This window comes from Rahnella inusitata (genome assembly GCF_003263515.1).
Lineage (GTDB): Bacteria > Pseudomonadota > Gammaproteobacteria > Enterobacterales > Enterobacteriaceae > Rahnella > Rahnella inusitata.
The window spans coordinates 1-12,584 of record NZ_JYDE01000016.1 but is presented as its reverse complement, the minus strand read 5'-3'; the positions used below and the strand labels follow the sequence as shown (position 1 = coordinate 12,584).

The window sequence follows — 12,584 nt, the reverse complement described above, 5'->3', positions numbered from 1 at the left end:
TACCCGATTCCGGCTCCTCCAGTTCCTTCAGTTCTCAAACTCACTCACAAAATTCAGGCAAAAAAAAACCGCTCCCGAAGGAGCGGCTTTATGCGTTTCGACAGAAGACGATTACTCGTCGTTGCTGTTACCGAAACCTGCGTTCAGAAGTTCAGCCAGGTTAGCCGTTGCTTCATCCGCGCTCACCTGCGGAACAACTGGCACTTCGCCCTGAGCTTTACGACGAGCACGTTCCTGATGGTAAGAGTAACCGGTACCGGCTGGGATCAGACGACCCACGATAACGTTCTCTTTCAGGCCACGCAGTTCATCACGTTTACCGGCAACAGCCGCTTCGGTAAGAACGCGCGTGGTTTCCTGGAACGACGCAGCGGAGATGAAGGACTCGGTCGCCAAAGAGGCTTTGGTGATACCGAGCAGGTCACGGCTAAATGTTGCCGTGATTTTGCCTTCAGCTTCCAGCTTACGGTTAGCGATTTTAACGCGAGACATTTCTGCCTGCTCGCCTTCCAGGAAGTCTGTGCCACCAGCGCTAACGATGGTGCCTTTACGCAACATCTGACGAACGATAACTTCGATGTGTTTATCGTTAATCTTAACGCCTTGCAGACGGTAAACTTCCTGCACTTCGTTGGTGATATAGCGGGTAACCGCATGAACACCACGAAGACGCAGAATGTCGTGCGGAGACTCAGGGCCGTCGGATACGACGTCACCACGTTCCACAATTTCGCCTTCGAACACGTTCAGCTGACGCCATTTAGGGATCATTTCTTCGTAAGCATCGCTGCCATCCAACGGAGAAATTACCAGACGACGTTTGCCTTTGGTTTCTTTACCGAAGGAGATGATCCCGCTGATTTCAGCAAGGATTGCAGGCTCTTTCGGACGACGTGCTTCGAACAGGTCAGCAACGCGTGGCAGACCACCGGTGATGTCCTTGGTACCGCCGGATTCCTGAGGAATACGCGCCAGGGTGTCACCAGAGTGGATCTGCGTACCATCTTCCAGCTGAACAATCGCTTTACCTGGCAGGAAGTATTGAGCAGGCATATCTGTACCTGGGATCAATACGTCGTCGCCTTTGGCATCAACGATTTTCAGTGCCGGACGCAGGTCTTTACCGCTACCAGTACGTTCTGCGGAATCCAGAACGACCAGAGAGGACAAACCGGTCAGGTCATCTGTCTGACGTGTAATGGTCTGAGTATCAACCATATCGGCAAAGCGAATGAAACCACTCACTTCACTGATAACTGGCATTGTATGTGGATCCCAGTTAGCTACGGTCTCGCCGCCGTTAACTGAAGCGCCATCACCTTTGCCCATCACGGAACCGTAAGGCACTTTATAGCTTTCTTTGGTACGACCGAATTCGTCGATCAATTTCAGCTCAGTGTTACGGGAAGTGATAACCAGTTTGCCGTTAGAGTTGCTAACGTGCTTGTGGTTGCTCAGTTTAATCGTACCCGTGTTCTTAACCTGGATACTTGATTCTGCTGCCGCACGAGATGCCGCACCACCGATGTGGAACGTACGCATCGTCAGCTGGGTACCCGGCTCACCGATGGACTGTGCTGCAATAACACCAATCGCTTCACCTTTGTTGATGATGTGACCACGTGCCAGGTCGCGACCGTAGCAGTTTGCACACACACCAAAGTCGGTTTCGCAACTTACGACTGAACGTACTTTCACGCTGTCGACTGAGTTCTCTTCTAACAGATCACACGTCTTCTCGTGAAGCAGGGTGTTACGTGGAACCAGGATATCCGCCGTACCCGGCTTGATGATATCTTCAGCAGTCACACGACCCAGAACGCGTTCGCGAAGTGGTTCTTTAACGTCGCCACCTTCGATGACCGGAGTCATCATGATGCCTTCGTGTGTACCACAGTCGTCTTCGGTAACGACCAGATCCTGCGCCACGTCAACCAGACGACGGGTCAGATAACCGGAGTTAGCCGTTTTAAGTGCGGTATCCGCCAAGCCTTTACGAGCACCGTGAGTGGAGATGAAGTACTGGAGTACGTTCAGACCTTCACGGAAGTTCGCGGTGATTGGCGTTTCAATGATGGAACCATCCGGCTTAGCCATCAGGCCACGCATACCGGCCAGCTGACGAATCTGTGCTGCAGAACCACGCGCACCGGAGTCAGCCATCATAAAGATACTGTTGAAGGAAACCTGCTGTTCAACAACACCGTCACGGTTGACGACGTCTTCGACAGACAAGTTTTCCATCATTGCTTTAGCAACACGTTCGTTCGCTGCAGCCCAGATATCGATCACTTTGTTGTAGCGTTCGCCAGCGGTAACCAAACCAGACTGGAACTGCTCCTGGATTTCGGCAACTTCGGTTTCTGCTTCTTCGATGATCTCTGCTTTCTTCGCAGGGATTACCATGTCATCGATACCTACTGACGCACCTGAACGGGCAGCGTAAGCAAAACCGGTGTACATGATCTGGTCAGCAAAAATAACGGTCGGCTTCAAGCCCAAAATGCGGTAACAGGTGTTCAGCATTTTGGAGATAGCTTTTTTACCCAGAGGCTGGTTGACGATTGAGAACGGCAGACCTTTAGGTACGATCATCCAAAGGATGGCGCGACCAACAGTCGTGTCGATAATCGACGTCTTGTGCGTAACTTCGCCTTCGGTATTTTTGATCTCTTCGGTAATACGCACTTTGACACGCGCATGCAGAGATGCCAGACCGCCGCGATAAATACGCTCAGCTTCTTTAGGACCGGTCAGAACCATGCCTTCGCCTTTGGCGTTAACACAGTCACGGGTCATGTAGTACAGACCCAATACAACGTCCTGAGAAGGAACGATGATTGGCTCGCCGTTCGCAGGTGACAGGATGTTGTTGGTAGACATCATCAACGCACGCGCTTCCAACTGGGCTTCCAGCGTCAGCGGTACGTGAACAGCCATCTGGTCACCATCGAAGTCGGCGTTGTATGCCGCACAAACCAGCGGGTGCAGCTGGATTGCTTTACCTTCGATCAGAACCGGTTCAAACGCCTGGATACCCAAACGGTGCAGGGTTGGTGCACGGTTCAGCAGTACCGGGTGTTCGCGGATAACTTCGTCCAGGATATCCCAAACGACAGCTTCTTCGCGCTCAACCATTTTCTTAGCGGCTTTGATGGTGGTGGCGAGGCCACGCAGCTCCAATTTGCCGTAGATGAACGGTTTGAACAGTTCCAGTGCCATTTTCTTCGGCAGACCGCACTGGTGCAGACGCAGGTATGGACCTACGGTGATAACGGAACGACCAGAGTAGTCGACACGTTTACCCAGCAAGTTCTGACGGAAACGACCCTGTTTACCTTTAATCATGTCTGCCAGAGATTTCAGCGGACGCTTGTTAGAGCCGGTGATTGCACGACCGCGACGGCCGTTATCCAGCAAAGCATCTACCGCTTCTTGCAGCATACGTTTTTCGTTACGTACAATGATGTCTGGCGCAGCCAGATCCAGCAGGCGTTTCAGACGGTTGTTACGGTTGATTACGCGACGATACAGATCGTTCAGATCCGACGTTGCGAAACGGCCGCCGTCCAACGGAACCAATGGACGCAAGTCTGGCGGCAGTACCGGCAGCACGGTCAGGATCATCCACTCTGGTTTGTTACCAGACTGAACGAACGCTTCCAGCAGCTTGATACGCTTGGTCAGCTTTTTACGTTTGGTTTCGGAGTTGGTTTCGTTCAACTCTTCACGCAGTTGCTCGCACTCTGCTTCCAGATCCATGTTTTTCAACAGGGCCTGGATAGCTTCTGCACCCATCTTCGCGTCGAACTCATCACCAAACTCTTCCAACGCATCCAGATACTGCTCTTCAGTCAGGATCTGGCGTTTTTCGAGGTTAGTCATGCCGCCTTCGATAACCACATAGGATTCGAAGTACAGAACACGTTCGATGTCACGCAGTGGCATATCCAACAGCAAACCGATGCGCGATGGCAGCGATTTCAGGAACCAGATGTGTGCAGTCGGGGAAGCCAGTTCGATGTGGCCCATACGCTCACGGCGTACTTTAGTCTGGGTCACTTCAACGCCACACTTCTCGCAGATCACGCCGCGATGTTTTAAACGCTTGTACTTACCGCACAGGCATTCGTAGTCTTTTACTGGTCCGAAAATACGGGCGCAGAAAAGGCCGTCACGTTCTGGTTTGAACGTACGGTAGTTAATGGTCTCTGGCTTCTTAACTTCACCAAAAGACCAAGAACGGATCATGTCTGGCGATGCCAGAGCAATTTTGATCGCATCAAACTCTTCGGTTTTAGTTTGCGCTTTCAGAAACTTTAGTAAGTCTTTCACGGATTAGCTCCCGTCGGGTTAGACCTGTTAGGCACCTGATGTTTATTGCTAAACAGACAGGTGCCCCTGTGATCAGTGCGAATTCGAGTACTTACTCGTCTTCCAGCTCGATGTTGATACCCAGAGAGCGGATTTCTTTCAACAGTACGTTGAAGGATTCCGGCATGCCTGGTTCCATCCGGTGATCGCCATCTACGATGTTTTTATACATCTTAGTACGGCCGTTCACGTCATCGGACTTAACAGTCAGCATTTCCTGCAGGGTATAAGCGGCACCGTATGCTTCCAGTGCCCACACTTCCATCTCACCGAAGCGCTGACCACCGAACTGAGCTTTACCACCCAGCGGCTGCTGAGTAACAAGGCTGTAAGAACCGGTAGAACGCGCATGCATCTTATCGTCAACCAGGTGGTTCAGTTTCAGCATGTACATGTAGCCGACGGTAACCTGGCGCTCGAATTGCTCGCCGGTACGGCCGTCAAACAGTGTGATCTGGCCAGAGGTTGGGACGCCGCCCATTTCAAGCAGTTGCTTGATCTCTGTCTCTTTCGCACCGTCGAAGACTGGTGTTGCAATTGGCATACCCTTTTTCAGGTTTTCAGCCAAACGCAATACTTCATCATCGGTGAAGGTGGTCAGATCAACTTTCTGACGTACGTCGTCGCCCAGATCATAGGCACGCTGGATGAACTCGCGCAGCTTAGAAACTTCTTCATGTTTCTTAAGCATGGCATTGATTTTTTCACCAATACCTTTCGCAGCCATACCCAGGTGGGTTTCTAAAATCTGACCAATGTTCATACGTGATGGAACGCCCAGCGGGTTCAGTACGATGTCAACAGGAGTCCCGTTTTCATCGTAAGGCATATCTTCGATCGGATTGATCTTGGAGATAACACCTTTGTTACCGTGGCGGCCTGCCATTTTGTCACCAGGTTGGATCTGACGTTTAACGGCCAGGTACACTTTAACGATTTTCAGCACACCTGGTGCCAGGTCATCGCCCTGAGTGATTTTACGACGTTTAGCTTCGAGTTTTTTCTCAAACTCGGATTTCAGTTCGTCGTACTGTTCAGCAAGCTGTTCCAACTGATTCTGTTTGTCTTCGTCAGTCAGTGACAGTTCAAGCCAACGATCGCGTGGCAATTTGCCCAGCTTATCGGCTTCAACACCGCCAGCAACCAGCGCGGACTGGATACGTGCAAACAGACCAGCTTCCAGAATTTGCAGCTCTTCAGTCAGGTCTTTCTTAGCCTGTTTCAGCTGCATTTCTTCGATTTCTAACGCACGCTTATCTTTTTCCACGCCATCGCGGGTAAAGACTTGCACGTCAATAATCGTACCGGAAACGCCGTTTGGTACACGCAGAGAAGAATCTTTAACGTCAGACGCTTTCTCACCGAAGATCGCACGCAGCAGTTTCTCTTCTGGAGTCAGCTGGGTTTCGCCTTTAGGCGTAACTTTACCGACCAGAATGTCACCACCGGTCACTTCAGCACCGATATACACAATACCGGACTCATCCAGTTTGGAGAGCGCAGCTTCACCCACGTTAGGGATATCAGCAGTGATCTCTTCAGGCCCTAACTTGGTGTCACGGGACACACATGCCAGTTCCTGGATATGGATGGTCGTGAAGCGATCTTCCTGCACAACACGTTCGGAGACCAAGATGGAGTCTTCGAAGTTGTAACCGTTCCAAGGCATGAACGCGACACGCATGTTCTGACCCAGTGCCAGTTCGCCCAGATCTGTTGACGGACCATCTGCCAGCACGTCGCCGCGCTCGATTGGCTCGCCCAGATTCACACACGGCATCTGGTTGATGCAGGTGTTCTGGTTAGAACGGGTGTACTTAGTCAGGTTATAAATGTCGATACCTGCTTCGCCTGGATTCATCTCTTCTTCGTTAACACGAATAACGATACGGGATGCATCCACGTACTGAACAGTACCACCACGTTTGGCAACGGCAGTAACACCGGAGTCAACCGCAACAGCACGTTCCATACCAGTACCTACCAGCGGCTTATCAGCACGCAGAGTAGGAACTGCCTGACGTTGCATGTTCGCACCCATCAATGCACGGTTGGCGTCATCGTGTTCCAGGAATGGAATCAGTGAAGCACCAACGGATACGATCTGCTGGGTAGAAACGTCCATGTAGTCAACCTGGTCGCGGCTGAACAGGCTTGATTCGCCTTTGCTACGACAAGTGACTAAATCTTCCAGGAAGTGGCCTTCGTCATCCAGGTTGGAGTTCGCCTGAGCGATAACAAAGTTGCCTTCTTCGATGGCAGACAGGTAGTTAATTTCATCGGTAACCATACCTTCACGCACACGGCGGTAAGGGGTTTCCAGGAAACCATACTCATTTGTCTGCGCATAGACAGATAATGAGTTGATCAGACCGATGTTTGGACCTTCTGGCGTTTCGATTGGACATACGCGACCGTAGTGCGTCGGGTGTACGTCTCGAACTTCAAAGCCAGCACGTTCACGGGTCAAACCGCCCGGGCCCAGTGCAGAGATACGACGTTTGTGCGTGATCTCAGACAACGGGTTGTTCTGGTCCATAAATTGTGACAGCTGGCTTGAGCCGAAGAACTCTTTCACCGCAGCCGAAATCGGCTTAGCGTTGATCATGTCCTGAGGCATCAGAGTGTCGAGGTCGCCCAGAGACAGACGCTCTTTAACGGCACGCTCAACACGAACCAAACCAACACGGAATTGGTTTTCAGCCATTTCGCCGACAGAACGAATACGACGGTTACCCAAGTGGTCGATATCATCCACTTCGCCCTGACCGTTACGGATACCGATCAGTTTTCTCATTACCTGAATGATGTCGTCTTTGCTCAGGATACCTGAACCTTCGATTTCATCACGCAGCAGAGAGCGGTTGAACTTCATACGGCCAACAGCAGACAGGTCGTAACGATCTTCAGAGAAGAAGAGGTTTTCGAACAGAGTTTCAGCTGCTTCACGCGTTGGTGGCTCACCAGGACGCATCATGCGGTAGATCTCAACCAATGCGCTCAAGCGATCGCTGGTTGGGTCGACGCGAATGGTCTCGGACATGTACGCGCCATGATCGAGATCGTTGGTGAACAGCGTTTCAATTGTTTTGTGTCCGGCCTGGCTCAGTTTCGCAAGCAGATCCAGAGACAATTCCATGTTCGCAGGGACAATCAGCTCACCGGTATTAGTGTCGATGTAGTCTTTAGCAACTACTTTCCCTGCGATGTACTCAACAGGAACTTCGATGCGCTGAATGTCGTCTTTTTCAAGCTGACGAATATGGCGAGCAGTGATACGGCGGCCTTTCTCGATGTAGACTTTGCCGTCAGCTTCGATATCAAATGAAGCTGTTTCACCGCGCAGGCGCTCAGGTACCAGTTCCATCTGCAACTTGTTGTCGCGGATCTGGTAAGTCACCTTCTCAAAGAACAGGTCAAGGATCTGTTCAGTGGTATAGCTCAATGCACGCAGAATGATCGTCGCAGGTAATTTACGGCGACGGTCAATACGTACAAACAGGTTATCTTTCGGGTCGAACTCGAAATCTAACCATGAACCGCGATAAGGGATGATACGTGCGTTGTACAGCACTTTACCCGATGAATGGGTTTTACCCTTATCACTGTCAAAGAATACGCCTGGACTACGGTGAAGCTGAGATACGATAACCCTCTCAGTACCGTTAATCACAAAGGTACCATTTTCGGTCATGAGCGGAATTTCGCCCATATAGACTTCTTGTTCCTTGATGTCTTTGACCGTACCTTCTGGTGCTTCACGCTCGTAGATAACCAGACGCAGTTTCACACGCAATGGCGCAGAGAAAGTTACACCGCGGATCTGGCATTCTTTAACGTCGAATACTGGCTCACCAAGACGGTAGCTAACGTATTGCAGCTCAGAATTGCCGCTGTAGCTTTTGATTGGAAATACAGAACGGAATGCAGCTTCCAAACCGTGCTGACCTTCCGGATCTTGCTCGATAAACTTCTGGAACGAGTCAAGCTGGATAGAAAGGAGAAAGGGAATGTCCAAAACTTGTGGACGTTTACCAAAATCCTTACGAATGCGTTTTTTCTCGGTATAGGAGTAAACCATAGGGTTCCTCAGCTCGCTGATCAGTGACCCAATCTTGTCTGCCCTGAGAAGGACAGTTCATGCAACACCGTTTATGTCGACCGGAAAGCAGAGACGCTTTCCGCAATATCTGTTTCTATCACTCTTAAATCATTTCGTTGTGCATTATCTATGGATGAGCCATAGCAAGCGGCATCAATATATTAAGGCGTCTCAAGAAGAGATATTAGAGTAGTTCAGTGCTCAAACAGTGTGAAACACCACTGACACTCTATAGCGCAAAAAGGCTGGTGACTAAAAAGTCACCAGCCATCAGTCTGTTAGGACAGACTGCACTCCGGGAAGTTAAACTTACTTAACTTCAACAGAAGCACCAGCTTCTTCCAGAGATTTTTTCAGAGCTTCAGCGTCGTCTTTGCTGATGCCTTCTTTCAGAGCTGCTGGAGCAGACTCAACCAGGTCTTTTGCTTCTTTCAGACCCAGGCCAGTCGCGGTACGAACAGCTTTGATAACTGCAACTTTGTTCGCGCCAACAGCGGCCAGAACAACGTCGAATTCAGTTTTTTCTTCAACAGCTTCAGCAGCAGCAGCAGGACCTGCAACAGCAGCAGCAGCAGAAACGCCGAATTTTTCTTCCATAGCGGAGATCAGTTCAACGATTTCCATTACAGACAGAGCTGCAACGCCTTCAATGATTTGTTCTTTAGTGATTGACATTTCAAGTGTTCCTAGAATTCAGAAATAGTTTATACGTAAGCAAATAAACGAAAAAAGAAAGGCTGATTAAGCAGCTTCTTTCTGATCGCGTACAGCAGCCAGAGTGCGAACCAGTTTGCCTGCAGAGGCTTCTTTCATGGTTGCCATCAGGCGTGCGATTGCTTCTTCGTAAGTAGGCAGAGTTGCCAAGCGGTCGATTTGAGCCGCAGAGATAAACTCACCTTCAAAGGCCGCAGCTTTAACCTCAAATTTTGCATTCGCTTTAGCGAAATCTTTGAACAGACGGGCAGCAGCGCCTGGGTGTTCAGAAGAAAATGCAATCAAGGTTGGACCGACAAACGTGTCTTTCAGGCACTCAAACTGAGTACCTTCAACGACGCGGCGCATTAAGGTGTTGCGAACAACACGCATATAAACGCCAGCTTCACGACCTGCTTTACGCAGTTCAGTCATTTTATCTACAGTTACGCCGCGAGAATCCGCAACAACCGCAGACAGCGCGCCTTTGGCTACTTCGATGACTTCAGCAACAATCGCTTGTTTGTCTTGAAGATTTAATGCCATTAGCTTTTTGCTCCTGGATTTGGCCGGGGAAAATCCCCGGAACTCACATCACTTGTTATCGAGATCGATATCAAGCGTTCAAACACGGTGAGCAGAGAATCCAGCAAAGACAAATCTTAATTAAGAATAAAAAAGAAATACTTTCTTCAGGCTCTGTCACCGTCTACGCAGGAAGGATTAAGTCCCTTTCGGGACACCTGCGGTCTTGGACGGAGGCCTGGATAGGCCAGGCTCCAACCGAAAAATTCTTGGTTTCGCGTTAACGAAACAACGGGCGATAGATTTTATACAAATCCATCCCCCGCGTAAAGCGATAAACACAGGTAGTTAATTAGCTAACTACTGCGCTCAGGCCGCTTTGATCAACAGAAACGCCGGCGCCCATGGTGGTGGACAGGCTGACTTTCTTGATGAAAACGCCTTTAGCCTGGGAAGGCTTCGCTTTTTTCAGAGCGATCAACAGAGCTTCAAGGTTTTCTTTCAGCTTGTCGGATTCGAAATCAACCTTACCGATAGTGGTATGGATGATGCCGTTTTTGTCGTTACGATAACGAACCTGACCTGCTTTAGCGTTCTTAACTGCTTCAGCAACGTTAGGAGTTACAGTACCAACTTTTGGGTTAGGCATCAGGCCACGTGGACCCAGTACCTGACCTAATTGGCCAACAACGCGCATTGCATCTGGAGATGCGATAACAACGTCGAAGTTCATTTCGCCTTTTTTGATCTGATCTGCCAGATCTTCCATACCTACCAGTTCAGCGCCTGCAGCTTTAGCAGCTTCAGCGTTTGCACCTTGGGCGAAGACGGCAACGCGAACAGAACGACCGGTGCCGTGTGGCAGAACGGTTGCACCGCGAACGTTTTGATCAGATTTACGTGCGTCGATGCCGAGATTAACGGCAACGTCCACGCTTTCTACGAATTTAGCAGTGGCCAGCTCTTTGAGCAGAGCAACGGCTTCGGTGATGTCATACTGTTTAGTAGCATCAACTTTGTCACGGATCACGCGCATGCGCTTGGTCAGCTTAGCCATTTATTAATCCTCCACTACCAGGCCCATGGAACGAGCAGTACCTTCGATGGAGCGAGTCATCGCTTCAACGTCAGAACCAGTCATGTCCGCAGCTTTGGTTTCTGCGATTTCACGAACCTGAGCACTCGTTACTTTACCCACTTTGTCTTTGTTCGGCTTGCCGGAACCAGACTTGATACCAGCCGCTTTCTTCAGCAGTACTGCTGCAGGAGGGGTTTTGGTAACGAAAGTGAAAGAACGGTCAGAATAAACAGTAATAACAACAGGAATTGGCAGGCCTTTTTCCATGCTATCAGTCTTAGCATTGAACGCCTTACAGAATTCCATGATGTTCACGCCTTGTTGACCCAATGCTGGACCAACTGGCGGACTTGGGTTTGCCATACCAGCTGCAACTTGCAGCTTAACGTAGGCTTGTACTTTCTTGGCCATGGTAAATATCCTCGTTTGGGTGATATCGCCTGTTTAAAGAGGCTCCCCGTTATTTGTAGTACTTTACAGTTTTACGCGCAGAGGCTGCACATAAAAACAAAAGGCGCGAAATTATAGTTCAATTTCGCGCCCTGTACAACATCTGTTCTAATGATTATCGAACGTAGTTGTTAGCCTTTTTCTACCTGACCGAAGTCCAGTTCAACCGGTGTTGCACGGCCAAAGATGGAAACAGAGACTTTCAGGCGGCTTTTTTCGTAATCCACTTCTTCGACCACACCATTGAAGTCCGCAAACGGACCGTCACTAACACGTACCAGTTCACCTGGTTCAAACAATGTTTTAGGACGTGGTTTATCACCCACTTGTTGCAGGCGATTCATGATCGCATCAACTTCTTTGTCGCTGATCGGCGCAGGACGATCAGATGTCCCACCGATGAAGCCCATTACACGAGGAACGCTGCGTACTAAGTGCCAGCTGGCGTCATTCATCACCATCTGAACCAGCACATAACCCGGGAAGAATTTACGCTCGCTCTTACGGCGCTGGCCACCACGGATTTCAACCACTTCTTCGGTTGGAACCATGACTTCGCCAAACAGCTCTTCCATGTCATGTAATTTGATGTGCTCACGCAGCGATTGCGCTACGCGGCCTTCAAAGCCAGAAAACGCCTGAACGACGTACCAACGTTTTTTAGGTGCTTCAGACATTTAGAACCTCAGACCAGTAATGAAGGATACCAGGCGGACTAAAATACCATCCAGCCCCCACAGAATCAGAGACATAACGGCAGTCACCGCAGCAACGATCAGTGTGGTATGCAATGTTTCCTGGCGCGTTGGCCAAATGACTTTACGTACTTCGGTGCGCGCTTCACGAGCAAACGCAACCGTCGCTTTGCCTTTAGTGGTCAATAATGCCACTGCGCCTGCAATTGCGATAATTACAACTACTGCTAACGCGCGTAACGGCAGGCTGTATGCACGGTAATAATAGTTACCGACAATAGCTACAACCAACAAAACGGCAACAATCAGCCACTTTACCGCTTCCAGGCCGCGCCCGCTCCCTTGAGCCTCGGTATTCGCACTCATAAACCAACCCGTCACAATGATTCAGAACAAACAACTTTGCCTCGCATTGCGAGGCAAACCAAACCGATCGATGCTCTACTCGAGCGCAATTCGGTGTTTTACGCTATATCTCAGAGCCTATCTCACCAATGATTATGACGTATAAATCGCTGATGAGATAGGTTCTAGCGCCACAGCGTAGAAAAAAAGGGCATCGAATGATGCCCTTTTAGTGTGTATTGCGTCAACGTATAGTGACAAAAAAGTCTATCGGCAATTAAGCGATAACTTTAGCAACAACACCTGCACCTACGGTACGGCC

At 49.9% G+C, this 12,584-nt stretch carries 8 protein-coding genes; all 8 read right to left on the bottom strand.

The window, feature by feature from the left end; all coding sequences use genetic code 11:
• Window positions 1–111 precede the first annotated feature (111 nt).
• Entirely contained in the window at window positions 112–4,335 is a 4,224-nt protein-coding gene (rpoC, locus tag TU92_RS09850) for a DNA-directed RNA polymerase subunit beta' (protein WP_112166692.1), read from the bottom strand.
• 91 nt (window positions 4,336–4,426) lie between these two features.
• Window positions 4,427–8,455: a DNA-directed RNA polymerase subunit beta gene (gene rpoB / locus TU92_RS09845; protein WP_112166690.1), complete on the bottom strand. Its 4,029-nt coding sequence runs from the start codon at window positions 8,453–8,455 to the stop codon at window positions 4,427–4,429.
• Between the two features lie 330 nt (window positions 8,456–8,785).
• Entirely contained in the window at window positions 8,786–9,151 is a 366-nt protein-coding gene (gene rplL, locus TU92_RS09840; protein ID WP_013577410.1) for a 50S ribosomal protein L7/L12, read from the bottom strand.
• Window positions 9,152–9,217: 66 nt separating this feature from the next.
• Entirely contained in the window at window positions 9,218–9,715 is a 498-nt protein-coding gene (gene rplJ / locus TU92_RS09835) for a 50S ribosomal protein L10 (protein WP_112166688.1), read from the bottom strand.
• 331 nt (window positions 9,716–10,046) lie between these two features.
• Entirely contained in the window at window positions 10,047–10,751 is a 705-nt protein-coding gene (rplA, locus tag TU92_RS09825) for a 50S ribosomal protein L1 (protein ID WP_112166685.1), read from the bottom strand.
• Window positions 10,752–10,754: 3 nt separating this feature from the next.
• A complete protein-coding gene (gene rplK, locus TU92_RS09820; RefSeq protein ID WP_013577413.1) occupies window positions 10,755–11,183 on the bottom strand; it encodes a 50S ribosomal protein L11 in 429 nt (142 codons plus the stop codon).
• Between the two features lie 170 nt (window positions 11,184–11,353).
• Window positions 11,354–11,899: a transcription termination/antitermination protein NusG gene (gene nusG / locus TU92_RS09815; protein ID WP_056777953.1), complete on the bottom strand. Its 546-nt coding sequence runs from the start codon at window positions 11,897–11,899 to the stop codon at window positions 11,354–11,356.
• The gene (secE, locus tag TU92_RS09810) at window positions 11,900–12,283 is read right to left on the bottom strand and encodes a preprotein translocase subunit SecE (protein WP_013577415.1); all 384 of its coding nucleotides are present in this window, start codon (window positions 12,281–12,283) and stop codon (window positions 11,900–11,902) included.
• Window positions 12,284–12,584 lie beyond the last annotated feature (301 nt).

Bases quoted from the DNA above. Each gene is read 5' to 3' on its own strand.
- nusG (WP_056777953.1), bottom strand. From the start codon at position 11,899: ATGTCTGAAGCACCTAAAAAACGTTGGTACGTCGTTCAGGCGTTTTCT.
- secE (WP_013577415.1), bottom strand. From the start codon at position 12,283: ATGAGTGCGAATACCGAGGCTCAAGGGAGCGGGCGCGGCCTGGAAGCG.
- rplK (WP_013577413.1), bottom strand. From the start codon at position 11,183: ATGGCCAAGAAAGTACAAGCCTACGTTAAGCTGCAAGTTGCAGCTGGT.
- rpoB (WP_112166690.1), bottom strand. From the start codon at position 8,455: ATGGTTTACTCCTATACCGAGAAAAAACGCATTCGTAAGGATTTTGGT.
- rplJ (WP_112166688.1), bottom strand. From the start codon at position 9,715: ATGGCATTAAATCTTCAAGACAAACAAGCGATTGTTGCTGAAGTCATC.
- rplA (WP_112166685.1), bottom strand. From the start codon at position 10,751: ATGGCTAAGCTGACCAAGCGCATGCGCGTGATCCGTGACAAAGTTGAT.
- rplL (WP_013577410.1), bottom strand. From the start codon at position 9,151: ATGTCAATCACTAAAGAACAAATCATTGAAGGCGTTGCAGCTCTGTCT.